The organism is Chryseolinea soli (genome assembly GCF_003589925.1).
GTDB lineage: Bacteria > Bacteroidota > Bacteroidia > Cytophagales > Cyclobacteriaceae > Chryseolinea > Chryseolinea soli.
Map to the genome: position 1 here is coordinate 4,002,681 of NZ_CP032382.1, position 23,910 is coordinate 4,026,590.

A 23,910-nucleotide genomic window follows, 5' to 3' on the forward strand; every position below is an offset into this window, starting at 1 on the left:
TTCAAGAGATCATCAATAAAATATCAATCTGGAGCATCCTGATACCGACGATTGTGGGGTGTTCTTTCTTTAATAAGCTCTTGCCAAAGTCCAGGTTTATCTTGTTTCTCGTGCTGCTGGCGTGCGTACCTCAACTCGCAAGAGCGTTTATGGGAAGAACACCTATTTTAAATGTTCTTTACAATACTAATATTCTTCTTGAATTGGTGATCCTCATCCTTTTTTTCAGGGATAGCTACAGTACGAAAAAGAGAAACATGCTTTTTATCGTGCTGGCAACGGTTTGTGTAGTATCGGGTGTTGTTTCAGTGTTTCTTTTTGGTTTCTATGCGAAGTTCCTGACGGAGTGGCTATGTGTAAATAACTTGATGTATACCGCGTGGACGTTGATCCTCCTGTATGATCTCTATGATAATGATGAGAAGCTCTCGGAACTAGCGCCATCATTGCTTTGCTACCTGTCCGGTTTGTTTCTCTACTCAAGTTGCACGATGCTTATCTTTTCATTCTGGTACTATATCATGACCAAGCGGGATTCGTATTTGAACAACCTGTGGATTATACACGACCTGTTCAATATCTTCATGTACTTAATTTTTTCATTTGGCTTTTTCATCGAAATTAAAGCGAGACACTTAACGAGAAAAAATGGCATTTGATCAGGTGGACAAAGACATTCTTGTATCGATAATAGCAGGATCATTATTGCTATTTTTCTTATGTGCTTTTATTGTTGCCTTCTCCGCCCTTTATATCCGGAAAAGAAAACAGCATAAAGCGGAAAAAGAACAACTTCAGACGCACTTTTCCCAGGTGCTGCTTCAATCTCAATTGGAAATAAAAGAGCAGACCCTCCAACGGATCGCCTTTGAACTTCACGACAATCTCGGCCAGGTGGCAAGCCTGATCAAAATAAACCTCAACACGCTTCAGACCCATGACAAAGAGAAGATGCGTCTTCAGATTGAGGATACCAAGGAACTGGTCCGTCAGCTCATAACCGATTTGAAATCACTGTCCATAAGCCTGAACAGCGATCGGGTGGCACAGTTTGGGATTTTTCGGAGTATAGAGAACGAAGTTGAGAGGCTGAACAAAACCGGGCAATTCACGGCCACGTTGCACCAGGAAGGTAGGATTCCCGAATTGGATGCCAACACGGCGACCATCCTTTTTAGAATGACGCAGGAGATCATTAACAATATCGTAAAGCACAGTGCAGCAAAACGAATTGCCATTGCTTTGAAGGCTACCGAAAATTTGTTTACCTTGGTATATACCGATGATGGTGTTGGCTTTAATAGGGACGAACAACTGAGCGGCGGCGGCTCTGGGCTGGTGAATTTGCAAACCAGGGCCAAATTGATAAATGCGCAACTGACCATCCAAAGTAAACCTGAGGAAGGAACCACAATTTCGATAGAATTTTCAATATAATGTTGCCTGGAGGGTTAGTCAAACTTGGGCTTGTCGATGATCATAAACTGTTTCGAAAAGGCTTGATCAGCTTGATCGAAATGGCTTGTGAAAATTGCGCCATTTTATTTGAAGCCGATAACGGCTTCGATCTTCAAAAAAAAATTGATAAAAAGAATCTGCCGGACATCGTTCTCATGGATGTCAACATGTCTGGTATGGATGGCTTTGCCAGCGTGCGTTGGCTGAAAGAAAACTATCCCGATATAAAGGTCCTTGTGGTCAGCATGATTGAAAAGGAAGAGACCATTATCCAGATGCTGAAATTGGGCGTGAAAGGTTACTTGTGCAAAGACGTTGAGCCGGAGGAGCTAAGGGAGGCGCTGAAGGCAATTGCTCACAAGGGATTTTACTATACGGATTTTATCACCGGCAAACTGGTTCATTCGCTTCAGATTGACGGACAGGATAAACGCAGAGACTCCGATCTCATGAATGAACAGGAAAAGAAATTCCTCCAATTTGCTTGCAGTGAAATGACCTATCATGAAATCGCCGACAAAATGTTCCTCAGCCCAAAAACGATCGACGGTTACCGCAATTCCCTCTTTGAAAAACTCAATGTCAAGAGCAGGGTAGGTCTTGTCATGTATGCTGTTAGGAATAGGATCGTAAAACTCGACTGGGAATTTTAGAAACCCTGTGGCGCCAGATCACTGAAAGTAGATCCGGATAATTCCGTGCGATGCGAGCTGCCTGCATATGCCTCAGCAGGAATGGCTCGACAAAAGTTCTGCCTCCGACGCCGGACATTGGAAAAAACAAACGCGAAGGTATTGAAATGAAGTTTTGTCCTGAGCATCGATAAGTCTTTATGAAATAATGTTCAAACACATTAAATCATTATTATTTCTAACCCATGATGATTAGAGCAACGGCCTAAAGAATTATATTTGACTATGAGCCCATCAAAAAGAAGCAAAACTTCTTCACGATGGGCTTTTGTATTTATGTTGTCCTATATCCCTAAAAACCCCTACGGCTATGAACATTTCCCTGGAATTAATGGATCGTTATGCGAAGGAAAACAAAACGACAGAACAAGATGTAAAAGACACGCTCGAGGATGTAAAGACCGCCACGGCCGAAACCCTCGACAACCCCGAACAAAGACAATTGCGAATACGCATGTTGGCGAGTGTTGCGGTGGAACCGTATGCCGATGCCGTGGAGCGATACGTAGAGGGTAACGATCTTTTGCCCGTAAACTACATGGAGCTCGGCGTGCTGAGGAGCCGCTCGGTAGGGAGAATTTTTTACCGGGACCTGAAGGTCAACCGGAATGCTTACGCCACCGGTTTTTTGATTTCAAATCACCTGGTGATGACAAACCATCACGTCTTTTCGGAACCCGGCGGATTTGCCAATCCCATCATCGAATTTGATTACGAGTACGATGTGTTTGGCCGCGAGAAAACAAAAATAACATTTGACCTCGACCCTGATAAATTCTTTTACTCCAACAAGGCGCTCGACATGGCCATTATCGGCATAAAGGAAAAGGACGTGACGGGTGCAGTCGACATTCGCTCGCGCGGATACCTGGTGCTGAACGGCACCAAGGGAAAGGTCGGCATGGGGGACTTCGCTGGCATCTTTCAACATCCCGATGGTAAACCGATGATGGTGGGCCTTCGCGAGAACAAGATCATAAACGTTGACGATCCCGTTTTTCTGGAGTACACGACCGACACGTCGGTGGGTAGCAGCGGCGGACCGGTGATGAACGACCAATGGCAGGTCATTGCCCTTCATAGCGCAGGCGTTGGGAAGAAGAATGCAAAAGGCCAATACATCGACAAGGACGGCATGGTCATTCCCCCCAATGACGACGGTACCATCGACGGCAATCGCGTGGTGTGGATAAAGAACAAAGGCGCCCGCATCAGCATGATCATGAACGACCTGATGACCAACGCCGCCTTAAAGATGAACGCCTGCATCGCAGAGCTCTTCAGCCCCAGCTACAGCGACGACAAGAACCTGGTGTTCTTATCCTATCCGAAAGAGAAACCGCTAACGGCTGCTGAGAACAAGAGCCAGGAAATACAAAACAACACGCCGCCGCAGAATGTGCATATACATATAAACTTGGGGAATGGTGCGCCATCGGTCACCGCGTTGATGAATGGAAACGGTGTTGAGAAGATCAGCGCACCAGTGACATTGGAGAAGAAGTACGAAGACGAACTTGACTTTTCGAATTGCAACGGCTTTGATACCTACTTCCTGGGCGAACACACGCCGATGCCCAAACTGAGCGCGGCGCTAAAAAAGAAGGTTGCCTATTTCGTGAACAACCCGAGGGCGTTCGTGCTCAAATATCATCACTACAGTTGCATCCAGCACGCTGTGCGAAAGCAGCCGGTGGTGTCGGCCATAAACATCACAGGCCGGAAGCGCTATGAGGAATTACAGGGGCGCGACGACAAATGGTTTAGGGACAACCGCATTGACTACGAAGTGCAGCTAAGCGACGAATATTACAAGTCGAGTGGGTTCGACCGCGGCCACATGTGCCGCCGTGAAGATGCCGAATGGGGCAAGAATCTCAACTTTGCAAAGCTTGCGGCCGACATGACCTGCTCCTACACCAACGCCTGCCCGCAAGTGCCCGCGCTGAACCGCGAAGGCTGGGGGTATCACGGCAAATGGGGACAGCTTGAAAAGGAGATCCTGGAAAAGGGAGTGAAAGCCGATGGCGAAACCCAACCCAGGATCGTCGTCTTCAACGGACCGATCTTTCACGAGGACGACCCGGTATTTAAAGGTGTACAGGTGCCGATGAAATTTTTCAAAATAATCGTGTGGCGCAACCCTGACGGTGACATGAGAACCACGGGCTTTATCCTGAAGCAGGATACGTTGGTGGGTGATATCAATTTCGAATTGGCCTATGACGACGTGTTCAAAACGTTGCAATCGAGCATTGCCAATATCGAATCGCAAACGGGCCTCACCTTCGAAAAAATAAAAGCCTGGGACACTTACAGCGCAGACAACGGCAATGGCCCCGATGAGCATTTGCTCCTGTATACCAATTTCGAAAACCTGGTGTTGGCCGACACGCTGACACAGAAATATTCAAGAGAGAAGTTGGGAGATTTGCAGACGCCAGGAACGGACTTTCCCAGCCCAAGGAAGCCTGTTAAGCGCTAGCATCCCTAACTGTCTGACTTCTCATAAAAAGAAAAGGCTACTGTTATGTGGCCTTTTCTTTTTGGTGGATATAGTCGAACGGCGTTAGATAACTCAAAATGTTTGCCTTAAGCGTTTGAACATTTAAGTGACGACTTGTCTTAAATTAGTATTTACTTTGAATTTGTGTTCAATCAAAAAAAAATATTTCGCAGTGAATTTAAATTAACAGGTTGCAATTTTGTACTTTCATTTCATGGAAGCCCATCCACCCTGGTGTAACGATCAGGTGGATGGGCTTTTTATTTTTTTGAAAGAATGCTTTTTGATTTTTTCGTATGTAGTATTTGGAAGCCTGCTACAAATCGTTGGACTTCAAAACGCACGTTCACGGTGAACTTTTATAGTCTTGATTGAAACCAAACCTTAATCTATATGGACAAAAAGAAAATTTTCATTCTTGTGCTATTGGTTGCTCCAATCCTTCATGCTTATGGGTGGGGCGAAAGGGGTCACATGCTGGTGGCCTCTGTTTCGTACACTCAGCTCAGTGAAGAGCAAAGGGCGATCGTTATGGAGTTGTTAAGTTTTCACCCGGACTACAACGACTGGATTGAGGAGTATAAGTCGTGGCGGGATGAGGTGGAGGAAGGAAGATTTCTGATGATGAAGGCCAGCTTGTGGCCAGACGTGATTCGTGACCCGAATAATCCTAATCACCGATTCCATCGTCCCGAATGGCACTATGTTACGTATAAACTTCATTTTCCCAATGCACATAATACCGACCTGCCTAGCGAACGCAACGTGGTTGGAACAATCGATTTTGTGAAGTCAAAGGTTTTCAATGAAGACTTGGAACATGAGGTGAGAGCAATGTACCTGGCATGGCTCATTCATTTGGTGGGCGATATTTATCAGCCCCTCCATAACGCATCTCTTTTCAACGCTACTTACCCGGAAGGGGATAGAGGAGGAAATTTGTTTTTTGTCAGGGTAAAGGGGAAGGGAGCAAAACTACATTCCGTATGGGATCAGTCGCCGGGTAAGGGTTCAAATTTTGCGTTGATAAAATCTCAAGGCGAGAAGTTGATAGCGACTACACCAAAACCCGGTGCAGCGTTTGATCCGCGGGCCATTAGCCTTGAGAGTTTTGAATTAGCCAAGACCATCGTACATCAGAATGGGGCATTGCGAGGCTCCGATCGAATGGAAAATGCTCCCGAGCTAACGGGTGAGTATGTGGCAAATATGAAACAGCTTGCGGGAAAGCGGTGTGCACTCGCGGGCTATAGCCTCAGCCAGGTCTTGAGCAAGCTTCCCGTCCATGCGATTCCCTTTGAGCATAACGACGGCGATGAGGATATTGCAGAATTGGAACTCTGAACCCCTAAAGCTCTACCATGAAAACAAAGCAAGTTTATTTAATACTGTTACTATGGCTAATAGCTTTGGGAAGCCAGGCCCAAAAAACAAAAATTGAAGCGATTGACGAAGTGTATATTGAACGTGACACCCTGTCATTTCCAATACAAGGCCAGGTAATTAAAGACGGGGATGTCATTGCCTTTGATATCCCAGCGTTTGGTGATTTTATGAGCGACAATCATATTCTTCTTCAGGATGTTCACATGATGTTCAACAGTATTGTTCTCTCCGAATTTCCGGCATTTGTTGAAAGTCTTGAATCCGGTGTGGTACGTTTTGAATTTTCCGAAGATGGCCTTAGCGAGGAGAACAGAAGATTACTATACAATTTGAAGGGCGGTGCAACAAAGAAAATCAAATTGGGGATTAAGGCGGGCGATACGTCGATCAACTTTGGACATCAATCCCAGATGTTTTTTTCTGATATTGATCTGTGGGGTTGGGTTGGTTGGGTGATGGTGGGTGGCTTTTTTCTCTTTTTTCTGGTGATGATTTACCGGTTCGATTCCCTGCTGAGGGATGAATTGCCGAACGAGGTTAACAGTGAAACAGCAAAGGGCAAAAGCGGGGCATTCAGCTTTGGGAAATCCCAAATGGCATTTTGGACATTTATCATTATTGCCAGCTTCATTTATATTTGGGCATTTACAACCGATCTTCATTCCATAAATGCTACAGCGTTGATCCTCCTTGGAATAAGTTCCAGCACACTCGCAGCTGCCGCAACGCTTGATAATCAAAAGACCAAGGAAGCTGAGAAAGATGATAAGGCCATGAAAGACCTGATAGAATCCCGCACTTCGAGACGAAACTTCTTCAAGGATATTCTCTCGGACAAAAATGGAATGAATATAAATCGATTTCAGGTATTCATTTTTAATATTGTTTTTGGTGTTGCTTTTATAAAATCAGTAACACTTGACTACAGTATGCCGACATTCGATGAGACGCAACTGCTTCTTCTGGGGTTGAGCAACGGTACGTACGTGCTTCTCAAAACTACGGAAAAGAAATAGCCCATGAAGAAGCCGTTGCTTTTTATTGTTGCCTGGATTTGGGCGGCGATAATTCAAGTGAGTGGTCAGCAGAAGTTTTCCGAACTCTCCGCCGCTCAGAAGAAATTGTACAAGGAGCACATCGTTGAAGGCCAGCCCGATGGGGAGAAGCCGGTGTATGTCAGGCAGGGATACGTTATGCGATACAATGAAGTGTTTCGAATTCCGGATTGGGTATGTTACCATATAAAACCAGACTACTTGAATGCACCCGAACGTGAACGACGTTTCGGATCATTTAAAACCGACCCGCAGGTGCCAGACCCAGTCACCAAAGACGAATATACAGGAAGTGGATTTGACCGGGGGCACATGGCGCCGTTCTTTGCTATGGGGGGTGATCGTGATAAAAACAATTTTTATTCCGATGCGGAGGATAGAAGGAGAGATCCATACGATGACAGCACTGCCATCCAAGCCAACTTTATGTCAAACATCACACCACAAGACCCTGGGGCCTTTAACGGATCAGCAGGACCTTGGAACAAACTGGAGACATTCATCAGGAAGGTTTTAGTGGGGGATAATAATATGGAGCTAAATATTTATACGGGTGCCATTGTTAGTGACCCTGACCATTTTGAGGTGGTGAAAACCGGTAAAAGAAAGAAGACAGGCATAGCCGTGCCAGATCAGTTTTATCAGATCCTTATATTCAAGGACAAAGCCACAAAGGAGTACATCACCGGGGCATTCCTTTTCCCGCATGTGCGGGATAGATCGGATCTCCCATTTGAGGACCTGCTTGACTATATGGTTCCCGTGGATGATATCGAAAAATTGACGGGTTTAAATTTTTTGAGCGAACTCAGCGACAATGCCCAGAAAAAGATCGAAAGCAAGACGAATAGGGAGTTTTGGGAGAAAATTAACTAGTAATGTTATAGCGTTCATTTTAGGTGAATGATATTTCAAAGAGACATCATTGAAGTCGATTTTTAGCGAATGGCGTTAATGATCTGCTTGTTGAAGCCAATTCTTTCCCTGGCAATGTTTCATTCGTATTGCAAACAGGCTATTGGGACGAACCAAGTACAGATCATGCACTGATGAAGAAATCAATGTTGTCGACTTGAAATTTCGACCGCTATTCACTTTTCAAATTCTTCGACGGATCCTCCAAAGCCACCCGTATCGCTTTTGCCCAGATCACCAGGAGCGAAATAACGATCACCGCGACACCCGGTACGAGGAAGGACGACAACGGAATAGAGGTCTGATAATAAAACTGGCTAAGCCAATCTTTCATCGAAAACCAAGCGACCGGCACACCGATGGCAATGCTCAGCAACAACAGTAGGATGAGTTCGGATGAGAGCAGCATCAGAATGTTGGCCATCGAAGCGCCCAACACTTTCCGGATGCTTATTTCCTTTGTCCTGTTTTCCGCCGAGAACGTCACTAATCCAAAAAGTCCCAGACAAGCAATGCAAAGCGATATGCCCGTGAACACCGTGAATATTTTACTCAGACGGGTCTCACCTTTCTGCAAATCGTTGAACGCGTCGTCCAGGAAATAGTAGGTAAAGGGAGTGTCGTTGGCATAGGTTTCGTATGATTTTTTGATGGCCGCGATTTTATCAGGCAGCGCGCTGTGGGTGTCGATGCGCAGGTATAAGGATGGACTTTCGTTTTTTGCCAGCAGGGTGTCGGCCACCACGCTAACGATGAGGGGTTGGATGGGCGAGCGCAGGGTTTCATAGTTGAAGTCATTCACCATGCCCAGGATTTTTCCGGTTACGGCTGGCACATGATCTCCACCCATCGTTAGGTCATCGCCACCGGAGAGGTTCACCATGCCGAGGGCCTCCGCTGCGGATTGATTGATGACGTGATTTCCTTCGAGCTTTGTTGTTTCCGGTTTTTGGTGCCACGTGATGCCCAACACGGCAAAGAAACTTTCATCGGCCATGATCCATTTCAATCCGACTTTTTCTTGGGAAGCGGGTGAGGTCACCATCGAGAGTCCCGGCAGGGTTGAGCGATAGAGGGGAACCGAGGCCATCGCCAGTCCCTCCACTCCGGTCTGTCGTTGAAGATCATTTTTCAACCCTGTTAAACCGGCGTTGGAGAACTGCTCTACAGGTATGACCATTACCTGGTCGCGTTCAAGGCCTGTGCTTTTCGATTGCAGGTATTGAAGTTGGTGGTTCATCACCAGCGTGCAGATGGCCAGTGCTATAGAGACCGTGAACTGGAATATGGTGAGCAGCTTTCTTATCCCCGAACCTTGGTTGGCACTGCTGAACTTTCCATTCAGCACTTCAACGGGTTTGAACTGAGGAAGCACAAGTGCCGGGTAGCTGCCCGCCAAGAGGACGCAGACAAAAAGTAACCCGGCCACTACACTCAGGAATACCGGCGAAGTGAGGAAAGTTGTATCTATATTTTGTTGCAGGACATTTAGGAAGATGGGTTTGAATATCTGGATCAAAGCAATGGCCAGCACAAAGGCAACGACGGTGGTGAGCGCCGACTCCAGATAAAATTGAAACGACAGCGTTTTCCGACTCGCCCCGATCACCTTCCGTACACCGATCTCCTTGGCGCGCACCGTGGCCCGTGCCGTGGTAAGGTTCATGTAGTTGATCAGTGCCAAGGCCAGGATGAGCAGGGCGACACAAAGGAAAATAAAAACATAGCGCGTGTTGGCGACGTCGCCAAAATTCAGATTAAAGTGATTGGCAAAAAGGGGTTGAAGCGAATAGGTGATGTGGTCGTTCGTATACGTTGTTTTAAGAATCGATTGACGCACACCAGCGATGGCATTGGCATCGGCCAGGAGGAGATAGGTGGGGAACCCGGATGAATTGTTCAGGATAATGTTTCGCTCGTTGGGCATGGTTAACAACGATGGATAGGAGGCTATAAAATCAAACTGGACCGACGAGTGGGAGGGCGGGTTCTTGGCGACACCAGTGACCTCGAACGTATAGTTCGCATCGAGCGTGATGAATTTGCCGATGGGGTTGGCATTTCCGAAATAACGGGATGCGGTCTGCTCGGTAATGATCACGGTGAGCGGACGAGCAAGAGCGCTTCGTTGGCCTTGGATGAGCGGAAAGGAGAAGATGCTGAAGAAGGAAGTGTCTGCGAACAGGAAGCGGTCCTCAAAAAACTTGTGTGTATTGTCGGTCTTCACCACTTTCCGTCCCATGGAATAGGTGCGCACATAATTGATCACTTTGGGATCGGTTTGCATCATCGTGGGCCCAAACTCGGGGTTGGCGTAGAGGCTGTAGCGCCCATCGCGCGAAAACTGTTTTTCGGCGCGGAAGATCCGGTCTCCCTTTTCATGAAAGCGGTCGTAGCGATATTCGTGCACCACAAAAATCAAGATCAGAATGCTCGCCGTCATACCAATGGAAAGCCCGATAATATTGATGAACGAATAGATTTTATTATGGAGCAGGGAGCGGATGGCAATTTTCAGATAATTGGTAAGCATAGGCAGAAAGTTGTTAGGCAACGCACCAGTCGTACCAAAGGGAATGCCATAATGTTCGCGCTGGAGAGCCTGGGTTCGTGATGAGGCACTTCATGTCAGTGCGCAATTGAGAATTTTTGTTCAATATCGGGCAGCGCCGCGGAAACTTCTACCCGGTCATCGCCCCTTCATATCCGGCAACCGCACAATAAATTCGCTACCCTGGTATTTCTGCGAACTCACTTCGATCGTTCCCTGAAGTTTCTGCACAACTTCTTTGACGATATACAAACCAATACCTGACCCACCGCTGCGTTCGGAGGCGCGATAGAACATATCGAAAATTTTCGGGATGAACTCCGCCTCTATACCTTCACCATTGTCGATCACACGAAGGGTGACACCATTTCCGGAATTTTCAATCCGTATTTTAATAAAGGAATCCGGTTTTGAAAGGTCACAGTACTTGATGGCATTCGAGATCAGGTTGTTGAGCACGACATAGATCCGTTTCTTGTCGCTATAAAAAGAAAGGCCAGGATCGATCTCCGTTTCTTTCCGGATGCCCTTGGCGGGTTCCATGTGGTGGAATAAATCGTAGATATTGTCTAGCAAGGACTGAAAGTCGATCTTCTCTATTTCGATCTCCACGCGGTTGTTGCGCGAGTAGCTCACGATGTCGTAAATGAAACTGTCGAGCTTGATAAGGCTTCGCTCTTGCATGGTCAACAGTTTTTTAATGGAAGACACGTCGTCTTCCAGCCGGGCCACTTCAATCAGACCCAACAGCGAAGTGATGGGAGCACGCAGGTCGTGCGAGGCGCTATAGACAAAGCGATCCAGTTCCTGATTTATTTTTACAAGCTCTTCGTTTTTTTGCGTGATGGATTCCTCGGCGAGTTTTCGTTTTGTGATGTCGGTAATGGATCCCACCATGCGGTAGGGCTTGCCGTGTTTGTCCCGCACGGCTTCGCCCTGGGAATGAAACCAGCGGTAGTCGCCACCCTTAACGCGCAGTCTGAATTCAACATCATAGCGATTCTCCGGCGAGATAAAGTGCTTGTCGAGCGACTCTTTAATCAGGAGAAGGTCTTCCGGGTGAATGGCGTTATTGAAGGTGGCGGAGTTATAAGGAAATTCAGTGGGTGCATATCCCAGCATTTCTTTGAGGCCCCGGCCGTAGTAGACCTCGTTGGTCTTTATGTCCCAGTCCCAAAGTCCTGCGGCCGAACCTCGGACGGCCAACTGGTACCGCTCTTCGCTTTCCTTGATCGAGGCAAGGGAGTTGTGAAGGAATAAAGACATCAGCAAAAGTGCGACGCAGAGACCACCCCAAGCATTTAGCGGGGAGTATTCCGGGCCAAGCTGCACGGGCATCAGGTTGTTGAACTCCAGGAACGCAACGATGCCCAAGAAAACAATCGTCATCAAGGCAAGGATGAGCGCCGAACGACCCCCTAGAAAACTTCCCATAAACATGATGACGACTACAAACACTACGGGAACCTGACTCCGAAGCCCGCCAAAGAAAAGAGTTGCAAATGCAATGATGCACCACATGAAGATGGTCAAAGACCAGCCCGCGAGCTTGATTTTTCCGTGCCGTAGAACAACCACGAAGACAATAAGGGCAGCGTAAACCAACCCATAGAATGCGACGGTTACGCTTAACGTATTCTTGGGTTCAAACAGGGCGGCGACAAAGCCAATCGTATTGGTGGCGACCATGGAGAGAACAATCTTCGCCATGAGTTTAGCCTTTCTTGAAACTTCCTCGCTAGTCACCTCCGGGGGAACAATCCAGTCGTATAGTTTTTTTAAAATACCCGACAGTGTATTTCTAGAAGACACTCCTAATCTCCTGTCCAGGTTCTCCGAGTCGCTCATTTTTTGTCAATAGGTTGTATTCTTGGGGCTCCAGCCACGTGCAATGGGGCTGTAGAATGTAAAATACTGATTTTTTGGCCCGTTTCATCGATTTTCGATGAAGGAATCGCCGGCAAAATAGCGGATTATAAGCGGACATCCGGCCGGCATAAAACGATTGCGAACAGACCTTCCCTTCTATCTTAGAGATGGCGCTATGGATGGGGACGTCTATATTTTCAAGTAAGTTTTTACCACCAATTCACTTGTCCCGGTAGTTTGTGCGTTGGATATTGCGAAGCCATGCAGAGCCCACCCGATAGCTGTTTCCTGAAAATGATTCAGACCCTTCGCCGACAGGAAGGCGTCGTATTGTACAACGACATTCTCGAGATCTCATCAGCCGAAGCGGAGGATGTCGTGGCCTTTTTGAAGGAAGAATACGAACGCGAATCCCTCGACCATCCCCACACAACGCCATCGTTCCATCCCCATGCTGCGCGATGGGCCGCCCAAACGGTTTATGTTGCTGCGCAATTGATCTTATACAGGAAGCACGAAGAAAAGGATGTCCCGTCACTCTTGCCTACTTTTTCTTTCACACCCGATGCTGCGGCTATTTTGTCGGCCGATCTATGTCTGCGTTTCTTGCCGGATATGATCGTGCAATTGAAAATAATCGATACCAACGACCCGCTCATTCCGTTGCTGGAATCGATCCTGAAGCAATGGCATTTCTCCGCCGTGCGTCATAACCTCGCCGTCGATCAGCCGGACTTTGCGCCGGTGGTGGCCGATGTGTGTCTGCATCAATTGTATTGTCAACGGATTGTTGACCACCGGAAACTGCTTCTGGCGCAACATCCCGTTTTCAGAGAGGCCATTGCCGCCCAGATGGGTATGTATGGACCAGAATTTTGGAATGAATTTAGAACCGATACTTTATCCTCGCTTGCATGAATGCCATCGATAAGCTTAACCATGTATTACAATTTGTAAAAGATTCCTTTGTTGGAAAGAATGAGATCGTCGACTTGCTGGGCATTAGCCTCATTGCCAAAGAGAATGCGTTCTTGCTAGGTCCCCCGGGCACGGCCAAAAGTGCCATCATCCGTGAGCTCTCCGGTTGCATTGATGGAGGAAAAAATTTTGAATACCTGCTCACACGCTTCACCGAGCCCAACGAGATCTTTGGTCCGTTCGACATCCGAAAGCTGAAAGAGGGTGACCTGGTCACGAACACGGACGGCATGATGCCCGAAGCCTCTATGGTCTTCCTGGACGAGATCTTCAACGCTAACAGCGCCATTCTCAATAGCCTGCTCATGGCCCTCAACGAGCGGATCTTCCGCCGGGGCAAGGAAACGCGCAAGCTGCCGGCCCTCATGTTTGTGGGTGCCAGCAACCAGCTCCCCGAAGACGAAGCGCTGAACGCCTTGCTCGACCGCTTCCTCGTTCGCATCCGCTGCGACTATGTGGACACCGACCTCTTGGAGGAAGTATTGCTCGCCGGCTGGAAACTGGAAAATAGATCAACCGAAAAACCGGCCATCACACCCAATGATATTATCGAGCTACAGCAGCAAAGCAAAAAAGTAGACCTGACGCCCATACGCAAACAGTTTGTCGACCTGGTGCACAATCTCAGGAACACGGGAATAAAGGTGTCTGACCGGCGTGCAGTGAAGATCCAAAACCTGCTGGCGGCCAGCGCGCTCATCTGCAACCGGACCGAAGCCATCCCTTCCGACTTGTGGGTGCTCAAGTACATTTGGGATAGCGAAGAACAGATCGAGATCCTGGCGGGGATCATCGATTCCATCATCGAAAAGGATACTTCCTCGCAAGCGCACCCCCAAGCCCGCTACAACAAGATGCCCAATGCAGAAGAACTCATGAAAGAAGTGCAGCTGTTAGCCAGCCGCTGGGACGGCGGAAATTTGTCGTTCGAGGAACAGAACGTGGTGAAGGATAAACTGCGCTATGTGCAAACGCGGTGCAATTGGATAAAGAAAAACGAGCACAAGCAACACATCGAGACGGAAATCGAACAGCTATGGCACCGGATGCTGCAAACAGCATAAGATATTATCTGGCGATCGCCGCCGGGAACAAAGACGACCTCGCCCGCATCCGTCAATGGAACAACCTGAAGGTTGGCTTTGATGAGCATACGATCTGGGTGAGGGACTTTGACTATGCCCAGATCCATTCGGTGGAGGTGAAGTCGATCCCGTTCAAGGATCTGTTTTATGAACGTGACAACAAACTTTTTTTCCTCGACAGCCGCCTGCCCGAAAGGTCTGCTCCTTCGTTATTGTGGACGGCCATCGACAGGGCTTTGCCCGTGAAGCTCCCTGCGTTCAACCACAATTACTTCGGCATCCATGAAAAAATGGACATCCGTTTTGTGCCCCGCGAAACCGAAGCCGAAACTGCCGCGATGCTGGTAACGCTCGACGTGCTGGAGCACTACTTGCAGACGGCGCCCGCCGTCAGGCTCCAAAAGATACGATGGGCAATCCTCGACAACACAAAAGCTTTGTTACTGGGGAAACCGTTGTTGCCCATTCCAGGCGAAACCTTCTGGCAACGAAAAGATTTCCTGATCCCCACGGGCCAGGACCTCGAACTTTTTCTGTTGGCCGACACGTTGCAGAAAAAGATCAACCCGGGGAGAGACCGCTGGGTGTTGTGGAGCAAAGACAGCTCCTATGTGAGCATTCTCAAGGAGAGTTTGATGCCACTGTCGCGGAGTGCTTATCGGTTAACGCGTCAATCTCTTTCGCTTCCCAATGGATAGCTATAATTACTTTAGATCGTACAAGAATTACTTCTGGCAATGGGAGGACAATGGGGAAGTTATTGCTATTCCGGATGAAGCCACGATAGCCTACAAAAACCAAGTGGTCGAAATTTTAGAGCGACTTGCTCCCCAAGGCCTGCCTCCCTTTGGATCGCTTCTTCTGGCCATCATCGCCACTAACGCTAACGCCGATGCGGCGTTGGATGCCGTGTATGTAAGAATAACCCGTTTCATGGAAACGACAGACGATGTTGTGCTGGCAAAAGCCATGATCTTTCTAAAGCGGTTGGCGACGATGCCGCAGGAATACAAACAAGGCGATAAAAGAGCGCTGCTCCTGCAAGTGCTTTTCAAAGGCTGTCACAATATCAATTCTATTAAAGATTCAAAAGCTGCGTATGAGTTTCTGAAATCCGGAAGCCTACCGTTGGATAGTCCGGTGGAAAGAGTCGCGGGAGATACAAGAGAATTAAAAATAATCGCCTTGATGGACTCCCGTTTTAATTCGGTTGATTTGATCATCAAGGCGATCGGTGGTCTCCCGGATAAAGATCAAATTGAAATTGATTTTGATCATACACCCGGCGAAAATTCGTCAGCCCAGCCCGACCTCGACCTGATCGATCAACTCATAGCCAACTCGACGACCTTTACCGTCGGTTCGCTTGTGCGTTGGCTTTGGGGCGGCCTCAACATTCCCGTGCACAGCGCATTGCCCAGCGCGCAACCGCTGGGGGGTATATCGGACCTTACCAACAAGGGTGATTTCGACAAGCTTCTGGTTTCCGAGTTTGCTAACGACGATCTTTTCTTTATGTCGCGGCTGGCCAACAACGAAGCGCTCTACATCCACCGCGAAATACCACCGGCCCACAACGACCTGCACCGCATCATCCTGATCGATGCCTCCATGAAATGCTGGGGCACACCCAAAGCCATGGCGTTTGCCACCCTGTTGGCCATTGCCAAACATCCGAAGACCGACATCGACTGCCAGGCGTTTGTGCTAGGGGCAGAAAAGTACTACCCCGTATCGTTCGAAAACATGCATACCATCATTGATGCCATGGACATCGTTGCCGGCACGTTGCATTGCAGCGGTGGTCTGGCGGCGTTTTTCAACGACCATGGGAAAGATAAAAACAAAGAGGTGTTCTTTATCACCGAGGCGTCCACCCTAAAGCAAGGGGCGTTGCTGAAGACCATGACCGAAAACCATCAGCATATCCACTACCAGGTGCTCACCGATGTAGAGGGAAACATCGATGTGTATAAACGGCATAAAAATAGCAAGAAGCATCTTCAGCACATCAAGCTTCCACTGGATACCCTTTGGAAGAAGGAAAAGCCAAAGAAGGTATCGCGCTCAGCCATCAAGGAGACAAAATCGACCGTTGGGATCTATCCTATTTTGATTCGCGATGCGGGCCATGCAAAAAAAGTACTCGTTGCGCCCAACGGACAGATCTTTCAGGTAAGCGGCAATAAGGCCATCTTCCGGTTCTACGATAAAACAAAGGAGAAACATGCCGTGGGCTGGGACCTGGTCTTTGAAAATCTACCTTTCAACACCAACATTGCCGAAGTCGGCCTTTCAGAAAAAGGCGAGTATGTGTTCCTCCTGTTCAATGCCAACACGCGCGAAGTTTTATTGGTAAACATTTCCACTGGCGAAAAGCAGCGCCTTACCTTTGATCAATGGCGATCCAACGGCACTCATTCGTTTATCTTTGAGACTGGCAAGTTTGTCCACTATCATCCCGGCGGTGCCTGGACAATAACCCTCGACGGGAAAGTAGACGCAATAACAACCTGGGAAATAGCCAAATTTAAAGCCCGTGCCGATGAGCTTGCGGCAGTAGCCAACAAATACACCTTTAATACGGGGGTCTTCAAAAATATCCACCAGGTGTTTATTAATTCGGCTGGTCAGCTGATTTTCAACAAACATGCGCTAATGTTGGAGGCTACCGATAAAAGCATCCGATTTTTACAATCGTCCGATCGGGCTGTAAAGATCAATGCGCGGAGGATTAGCGATGTTGCGTTTGAGTTTCCCGACGGTAGTCTGGTCGAAGTAAATCGTTTAGGCCTGATAACCCTTAAAAGCAGCACCATCGCCATACCGGCGGTTTACGTTCCTTCTTTGATCGATTCACCTCTAGGCGTGGCAACTTTATACCGTTTCGCAGGCAACGAATTCTACTACAAAGAACCCCTTTTTGAAATTGTGCTTCAAAATGCAGGTCCTCAACTACTGGCCACGATAAAAACGATACGGGCGAATTCCGAGATGAGCTTGAAGGAGGTCAAGACGCTGGCCGAGAATACGCCGGCCGTATTGCCTGTATATTTTAAGGAACAAAGCGCCGTGGAAATAAAAGAAAAACTGGAAGAGATTCAAGCGGAAGTAGAGGTGAGGCGAATCCATCATCTTGAATCGAAGATGGAGAAGATCAGCACCACCGACTTCTTTGGACAACACATTGCTGCTTTTATAAAAAATATCCTCGATCATGGAGCTTAAGATCATCCCCTACGATAAGAACACGTATCCTTTAAGCGCGATACTCATCCGGGGCGCTTCGGCGATCACATGGGTGAAAGCGCTTCAGGCCTTGCAATTGGTGCTGACGAATATCCAGGTTTATCCCATTCCAAACGTGACGCCGAACGTGTTGTGGGGGTGCCTGGCCGTAACCAATGGTCCGCTCGACAAGACGCAGGCAGGCCGTCATGAGCTTTGTCAAGTCGTGACGCCGAATCTTTTTATCCCTGAGAAATCGGCGCTCTTTCCCGCGATGACCGAGGGAGAGATGGAGAAAATGTTTTCTTCTGGCAGGCACATTATCCATCCTGATTTCGGATTGGTCGAACTAACCGAAGAAGTGGATTTCAATACGCTGGTTGCCGGCTTTACGCAACAGGAAGTCATCGTGACGAAGCCAGCGCCATCAACGTTCATACCGCAGACGATCAGAAGTTTCCACATACAAACGCCACCGCCGGAAGAGGTATTGAAGAATTTGACCGAGAATATTTTTCCGAAGAAGGAGAACATGCAGAATAAGCCGCTGTCACTTTTTGAAAAACTGAAGCTGCAATTTTACAGGACGCTCTTTACAAAGACCAAAGGTGAGGGTAATACACCCGCCAGCGTTAAGCCGACCAGTTGGGGCTCCCGGCTTGCGGGCATCATGGAAAAACTTTTCCCCTCAAAAAATAGGTTTGACAAGCTGTTGATGGACTTTGAGGATCTTGAAAAACGAAATCAGAAACACGTGGAGCGGCTCATGGACATGTTGAAGAATGATCCCGAGGAAGCCTTGAAATATGCCATTCCATTAGACGAGCACGGCGCGGGCCGGGGAAGCCAGGAGCCGGCCAGGTTTGATTTTGCCCGTCGCTGGTTTGATTTTTCGCTCACGGGGGATCATCACAGATCGGGAGGCGGTGGAACGGTAAGCATCGGCGACCACTTTCATCTCTTGCAAAAGCAATACCGGGAAACGGCCGAGGCACTGGTAAAAAAGAATGAACATCAGAAAGCGGCCTTTGTCTATTTGAAGCTGCTGAAGAATCCACTCCAGGCCGCCGAGACGCTGGAGGCCGGCAAGTACTATGCAGAGGCGGCGACGATCTTTTTAAAACAATGCAACAATAAACAGAGGGCGGCCCAGTGTTACGAGAAAGGCAACATGACCATGGATGCCATCGAGCTCTATAAAGAGTTGTCTGACCACGAAAAGGTAGGCGACCTGTACATGACCGTATCCAACCGCACGGAGGCGTTCGTGCACTATCAAAAAGTGGCTGACAACTTTGTGAAGCTGGACCAATATGTGAAAGCTTCGTTGTTTTATAAGCATAAAATGGACGATCCCACTGCGGGCCAATCCATGTTGCGAAAGGGATGGGACAGCAATAAGGACGCGGTCAACTGCCTGAATAATTATTTCGCCAACATCGACGACGTAGAGCAATTGGAAAAAGAGATCAAGGCAGTAAGCGTTGAAAGTGTGACCGACCAAAACCGGGAATCTTTTCTCACGGTGCTTCAGCACGAGTACAAAAAACAAAAGCAACTGCGCGAGCCATTGACGGAACTGGCTTACGAGCTAGTAGCGACACACATAGCGATCAATCCTTCCATTGTGTCGCGGCTAAATGAGTTCAACCCGGAAAACAAAGAATTGTTTAAGGACACGCTGCGGTTTAAGTTGAACGCGAAAAAGACCTGAATTTTGCCGCTTGCGATAAGGGGTTCTTGACCGGCGACAACCGCCATGCGAATCGACGGATCTTTGGACAAAAGATCTTCCCCAAAATGCGGTAGTGATGTAACATTAACAATTACTTCATCCGTTTAACCGCGGTTTATAGCTACCTTCCGTGACCAAATAAAAACCCAATATTTATGACAACGCAAGAAAAAATAATGACAACCCAGGAGGTTGCCGATCGCTTCTTCGAATTGGCCCAGGAAGGAAAATTCGATGTGATCCAGGACGAGCTGTACGACGAAAGTGTGAAAAGCGTTGAACCGGCAACGTCCACTTGGCAGAATGTGGAAGGCCTTGGCCAGGTGAAGGAGAAAGCCCAGCAATGGCAATCCATCGTGGAAGAGATGCACGGCGGCTACACCAACAAACCGCAGGTGGCCGGCAACTTCTTCTCTTGTGTAATGGGCATGGACGTGACCGTGAAAGGCCAGCCGCGGATGAAGATGGACGAGATCGCCGTCTACGAGGTGCGCGATGGAAAAATTGTTTTGGAACAGTTCTTCTTTTGAGTTAAACGATTTTACGAAGTATTCAATGCCAGGCGCGGGTTAGAAAACCCGCGCTTTTTTTTAAATATCCTAAGAGATAAAGATTTATTAACTTTTTTTTCGCCATCCGTTAATCTTGAATTCTGAAATTTAGTTTTCCGAAGTTTCAAATTTTTTAAACTGTGGTATGATAGGTTTTGCGCTGAGTGCGGCGGCCGTTGTGCATGGCTGCGTTTCTTCGATTGTCCTGAATGATCTCCTCAAAACAAGCAAATGTCAACGCAAACGCGGCTGGGCCATCATCGTCGTTGCCGTCCCCGTCCTGGGAATCGTTGCCTATGATCTGACGCATAGACGAAAGCGGGTTTCGCGATAGCTTCTTGTCAAGCCGTGTCGGAAGGGACGAAGGAAAGCTTTAATGAGGCGGACCAGATTTTTTCTTCACCGCAAAGGCGCAATGGACGTAAAGTCGTCTTTCGCAAAATTTCCGGGTTCAGTGTTCATGACAAAGCGGACCATCAAACCCACACCCGCCCCTCACACCTCTTCCAGCATGTTTACATCAGGGCCTAAGCCTATCTTTGGCCTGGCAGGGGCATGCGCGGATAGGGTTAAGCCTTGATGTAAACATGCGGGGCCCCCGCGGCCCTGGAGCGGAGCTATGAAATGCCCGAAAGAACTTACATCCAAAGCTTCTCTATCCCACACAACGTTCAGCGCTGAGAAAGAACAGAAGGAATACGACAAACCTCTCACTCTCTCCCTTCCAATATCTTCCCCGTCTCATTCCCTTCCGAGGTACCATCCGGTTTATTCAGCATGTAATCAAAAACTTCCAATTCACTAAATATCACAATAGCACCAACTTTTAAATCCGGAATTTCATAAGGATCATTCTGCAGAACGCCCTCCATTTGCTCGCCCTTCCAACGCGTCACCTCCACCCACATCCATTCGTGCCCACCATCGGGTGTTTCAAACGGCGCCTTTACCATGATCGAGTATCCGGGATCCAGACCCTTATTGAACAACGCCCTGAGCTCGGGTAGCCGTTTCTTTGCATTTTCACTAGCCGCTAGCAATTCATCATCATGCTGGGCGACCGTGTACGATTCTTGCATGCCAAATAAATCGGCGACGAGTTGATTGGCTTCTTCCTGTGGCGAGGAGTATTTGGGATTTTCAAAGGCGATCAGCAGTTGGATAAATGGGTTATCGCCTTCCTCGGGAGATGCCCATTTCAATTTTACGGAAGTAGCCAATTGGGCATCGGTTTTTATGTCCGATAGAAGCAAATCCCGCATCTTTTTGTTTTTGATTTTTTTTAGCTCGACATGCAATGTTGAATCCGCATTTATGAAAGGGTTCTCCACGAGCGTCTGTGTAACGGCATTGATAAGGTTTCCATACGAAATTTGATCCGAACAAGGGAAATTCCTGATCGAGATTTCGGGCAAACAAAAATTGCTCATGCCCAACGTCACCGCGCGACAAAATTCGCCTTCGCGATAGGTGTGTATGGTCACATGGCCAGTAATGTCAATCGTTTGATCCTGGAAAGCATCTACACGACGTGTCTTCCAAGTGGTGGGACTATAAAATTCGATCGAGACGAGATCTGCGATGACTACCTTTTTTTCCTTGGTTAGCGCATAAATGAAATCTGCAATCTGTTTTTGTTTCTCAACGACATCGTTGCTTGTTCCAAAGAAAACGAGGTCCAGGTTTCTATCGGAAAGGGAAAATGCTTGGAGTTCCTTTTCAGTCAATTGGAAAAACGAAGAGGGCCAACTTTCAATGTCGGGTTTCATAAATTCCTCATCGCCCTTTTGGATCCGCGTTAGATAAAACCCGTCTTTCAAAATGGACAAAGAGTCTGCTGACGGTGCCTCTGTCCTCGGAAAAGATTTTAAAGACTGTCGCGCTTGGTCTGAAAGGGTGGCATCGGTAATCGACTCGTTCTCCAACAGGTAGATCGCCAAGTGCGTCACAAAGGACGGGCTGAGAACGCTAGTTTGGGTTGCAGCTTTTTTTTCATTTTTCGAAGGGAACGAACATCCAAAAAGAAGGATGAGGAAAGCAAAACGATATCTCACAATGGCGGGGGTTGGTTTAATTTTAATTCCCCAATATATGAATTAGCCTTTACAAACTGCCTCACACCCGTCCCTCACACCCACACCTCTTCCAGCATGTTTACATCAGGGCCTAAGCCTATCTTTGGCCTGGCAGGGGCATGCGCGGATAGGGTTAAGCTCTGATGTAAACATGCGGGGCCCCCGCGGCCCCGGAGCGGAGCTATGAAATGCCCAAAGAAATTTCCCTACAAAGATTTTCTATCTCACGAAACGTTCAGGACCAATGTTTTTTCCCCATCTATCTAACGGTGCAACCCGAAGTATTATCTTTGATCTCATGGACCACCCCCTCTATCTATCAGCCTTTGGCGAAATCCTCCTCTACATCCTGGCGGGTGTCCTTTTCATCCTTGTCACCCTGTTGATTTCCAAGGCCATACGCCCCCACCGCCCCAACCCCGAAAAGCTTTCCACCTACGAAAGCGGGGAGGAGCCCGTGAGTTCCGCCTGGTCACAGTTCAACCTGCGCTTCTATGTTGTGGCGCTCATCTTCCTGCTGTTCGAAGTGGAGATCGTTTTTCTCTTCCCCTGGTCCACCATTTTCGCCAACAAAAAGCTGCAGGCGGCAACAAACGGCGCCTGGGGATGGTTCTCCATGATAGAGATGTTGGTCTTCATCGGTGTGCTGGCGCTGGGATTGGCCTATGCCTGGGTGAACGGTCATCTGGATTGGATCAAGCCGCATCCCGAACCAACCGACTTCAAGTCGCAGGTGCCGAAAAGTTTGTACGACAACATCAACGAAAAATATAAAACGCATCAGAAGCCTGAACAAGGCAACGGATAACGAACGCTATGGGTGGACTACTGGATCAACGCTTTGAACACGGCGGCGTCATCGTGACCCGCCTCGACGACCTGCTCAACTGGGCGCGGCTGTCGTCCATGTTTCCGATGACGTTCGGGCTGGCCTGTTGTGCCATCGAGTTCATGAGCACGGGCACCACCGTCTACGACATGGACCGCTTTGGCATGGCGCCCCGTTCCAGCCCACGCCAGGCCGACGTCATGATCATCGCCGGCACGGTCACCTTCAAAATGGCCGACCGCATCAAGCGTCTCTACGAACAAATGGCCGAGCCGCGCTATGTCATCTCCATGGGTTCGTGTGCCAACTGTGGTGGGCCGTACTGGCAGCATGGCTATCACGTGGTGAAGGGCGTGGACCGCATCATTCCGGTGGATGTTTATGTGCCCGGTTGCCCGCCGCGTCCCGAAGCCCTCATCGGGGGTTTTCTCAAACTCCAGGAAAAGATCCGGAACGAAAGCATGATGGCGCCCACGGCCATCGAAAAACTATTGAAGAAAGAAGAAACACATGCCAGCCTTTGAGTCGATACTAACCCTCGTGCAAAATGCCTGCACGCACACCCCGCCGGTGGTGGACGAGAATGCGTCACCCAAAGCCATCGTGGTGGCGGCGGAAGATCTTGTGGCGGTGGCGCAGCAACTGTTCGCGTCACCCGAAACCTACTTCGACATGCTCTCCTGCGTGACGGGCATCGACAACGGGCCGGCCGCGAATACCATGGAGGTGGCGTATAATCTCTACTCGATACCGTTTCACACCCACCTGATGTTGAAAGTAAAGGTGTCGCGCGAAAAGCCTGAAGTGCCATCCCTGAGCAATCTTTGGAAAACGGCTACCTGGCAGGAGCGCGAAATATTCGATATGTACGGCATCCATTTCACCGGTCATCCCGACCTGCGAAGGATCTTGATGCCCGAAGACTGGGAAGGCCACCCCTTGCGCAAAGACTACACGCACCAGGGCTATTACCGCGACATCAAAGTAGCCTACTAGC

The 23,910-nt window shown here is 48.4% G+C and carries 19 protein-coding genes; 15 read left to right on the forward strand and 4 right to left on the reverse strand.

Going from position 1 to position 23,910, the window contains the following annotated elements; all coding sequences use genetic code 11:
- The first annotated feature begins 648 nt into the window (after positions 1-648).
- The 6 genes from D4L85_RS17095 to D4L85_RS17120 all read left to right on the forward strand — a co-directional run bounded on the left by D4L85_RS17095 (position 649) and on the right by D4L85_RS17120 (position 7,973).
- Entirely contained in the window at positions 649-1,437 is a 789-nt protein-coding gene (locus D4L85_RS17095) for a sensor histidine kinase (RefSeq protein ID WP_119755441.1), read from the forward strand.
- 62 nt (positions 1,438-1,499) lie between these two features.
- On the forward strand, positions 1,500-2,111 hold the full coding sequence (locus D4L85_RS17100; RefSeq protein ID WP_236849104.1) for a response regulator: 612 nt from the start codon (positions 1,500-1,502) through the stop codon (positions 2,109-2,111).
- Positions 2,112-2,460: 349 nt separating this feature from the next.
- Positions 2,461-4,635 (forward strand): DNA/RNA non-specific endonuclease, encoded by a 2,175-nt coding sequence (locus D4L85_RS17105; protein WP_119755443.1) that lies wholly within the window; start codon positions 2,461-2,463, stop codon positions 4,633-4,635.
- 414 nt (positions 4,636-5,049) lie between these two features.
- Positions 5,050-6,000 carry a S1/P1 nuclease gene (locus D4L85_RS17110; RefSeq protein WP_119755444.1) on the forward strand — a complete coding sequence of 317 codons (951 nt, stop codon included), beginning with the start codon at positions 5,050-5,052 and terminating at the stop codon, positions 5,998-6,000.
- Positions 6,001-6,017: 17 nt separating this feature from the next.
- A complete protein-coding gene (locus D4L85_RS17115) occupies positions 6,018-7,058 on the forward strand; it encodes a hypothetical protein (RefSeq protein ID WP_119755445.1) in 1,041 nt (346 codons plus the stop codon).
- A gap of 3 nt (positions 7,059-7,061) precedes the next feature.
- Positions 7,062-7,973, forward strand: a complete 912-nt coding sequence (locus D4L85_RS17120; RefSeq protein ID WP_119755446.1) for a DNA/RNA non-specific endonuclease — start codon at positions 7,062-7,064, stop codon at positions 7,971-7,973.
- Between the two features lie 211 nt (positions 7,974-8,184).
- Here the strand turns inward: D4L85_RS17120 and D4L85_RS17125 are convergent, their stop codons facing one another.
- Positions 8,185-10,545, reverse strand: a complete 2,361-nt coding sequence (locus tag D4L85_RS17125) for an ABC transporter permease (RefSeq protein WP_119755447.1) — start codon at positions 10,543-10,545, stop codon at positions 8,185-8,187.
- A 156-nt stretch (positions 10,546-10,701) separates the two neighbouring features.
- Positions 10,702-12,273, reverse strand: a complete 1,572-nt coding sequence (locus D4L85_RS17130; RefSeq protein WP_160143795.1) for a sensor histidine kinase — start codon at positions 12,271-12,273, stop codon at positions 10,702-10,704.
- 453 nt (positions 12,274-12,726) lie between these two features.
- Between D4L85_RS17130 and D4L85_RS17135 the strand changes: the two genes are divergently transcribed.
- The 6 genes from D4L85_RS17135 to D4L85_RS17160 all read left to right on the forward strand — a co-directional run bounded on the left by D4L85_RS17135 (position 12,727) and on the right by D4L85_RS17160 (position 19,988).
- Positions 12,727-13,350 (forward strand): hypothetical protein, encoded by a 624-nt coding sequence (locus D4L85_RS17135; protein WP_160143796.1) that lies wholly within the window; start codon positions 12,727-12,729, stop codon positions 13,348-13,350.
- Positions 13,347-14,474: an AAA family ATPase gene (locus D4L85_RS17140; protein ID WP_119755450.1), complete on the forward strand. Its 1,128-nt coding sequence runs from the start codon at positions 13,347-13,349 to the stop codon at positions 14,472-14,474. The genes D4L85_RS17135 and D4L85_RS17140 overlap by 4 nt, the downstream gene beginning before the upstream one ends.
- Positions 14,447-15,193, forward strand: coding sequence for a hypothetical protein (locus D4L85_RS17145; protein ID WP_119755451.1), 747 nt, complete (start codon positions 14,447-14,449; stop codon positions 15,191-15,193). Before D4L85_RS17140 ends, D4L85_RS17145 begins: the two co-directional genes overlap by 28 nt.
- The gene (locus D4L85_RS17150; protein ID WP_119755452.1) at positions 15,186-17,723 is read left to right on the forward strand and encodes a ribosomal protein L7/L12; all 2,538 of its coding nucleotides are present in this window, start codon (positions 15,186-15,188) and stop codon (positions 17,721-17,723) included. Before D4L85_RS17145 ends, D4L85_RS17150 begins: the two co-directional genes overlap by 8 nt.
- Positions 17,713-19,437, forward strand: a complete 1,725-nt coding sequence (locus D4L85_RS17155) for a hypothetical protein (RefSeq protein WP_119755453.1) — start codon at positions 17,713-17,715, stop codon at positions 19,435-19,437. Before D4L85_RS17150 ends, D4L85_RS17155 begins: the two co-directional genes overlap by 11 nt.
- A 176-nt stretch (positions 19,438-19,613) precedes the next feature.
- A complete protein-coding gene (locus tag D4L85_RS17160) occupies positions 19,614-19,988 on the forward strand; it encodes a SnoaL-like domain-containing protein (RefSeq protein WP_160143797.1) in 375 nt (124 codons plus the stop codon).
- Between the two features lie 154 nt (positions 19,989-20,142).
- On the opposite strand, the gene D4L85_RS35215 is transcribed toward D4L85_RS17160, so the two are convergent.
- Entirely contained in the window at positions 20,143-20,319 is a 177-nt protein-coding gene (locus D4L85_RS35215; RefSeq protein ID WP_228450929.1) for a hypothetical protein, read from the reverse strand.
- A gap of 400 nt (positions 20,320-20,719) precedes the next feature.
- On the reverse strand, positions 20,720-21,949 hold the full coding sequence (locus D4L85_RS17170; protein ID WP_160143798.1) for a DUF2314 domain-containing protein: 1,230 nt from the start codon (positions 21,947-21,949) through the stop codon (positions 20,720-20,722).
- Between the two features lie 433 nt (positions 21,950-22,382).
- Here D4L85_RS17170 and D4L85_RS17175 point away from each other — a divergent pair, with 433 nt between their 5' ends.
- The 3 genes from D4L85_RS17175 to D4L85_RS17185 are packed head-to-tail and all read left to right on the forward strand — an operon-like array spanning position 22,383 to position 23,909.
- A complete protein-coding gene (locus D4L85_RS17175; protein WP_119755457.1) occupies positions 22,383-22,892 on the forward strand; it encodes an NADH-quinone oxidoreductase subunit A in 510 nt (169 codons plus the stop codon).
- An 8-nt stretch (positions 22,893-22,900) separates the two neighbouring features.
- Positions 22,901-23,437, forward strand: a complete 537-nt coding sequence (locus D4L85_RS17180) for an NADH-quinone oxidoreductase subunit B (RefSeq protein WP_119755458.1) — start codon at positions 22,901-22,903, stop codon at positions 23,435-23,437.
- Positions 23,424-23,909, forward strand: a complete 486-nt coding sequence (locus D4L85_RS17185) for an NADH-quinone oxidoreductase subunit C (protein WP_119755459.1) — start codon at positions 23,424-23,426, stop codon at positions 23,907-23,909. The genes D4L85_RS17180 and D4L85_RS17185 overlap by 14 nt, the downstream gene beginning before the upstream one ends.
- Position 23,910 lies beyond the last annotated feature (1 nt).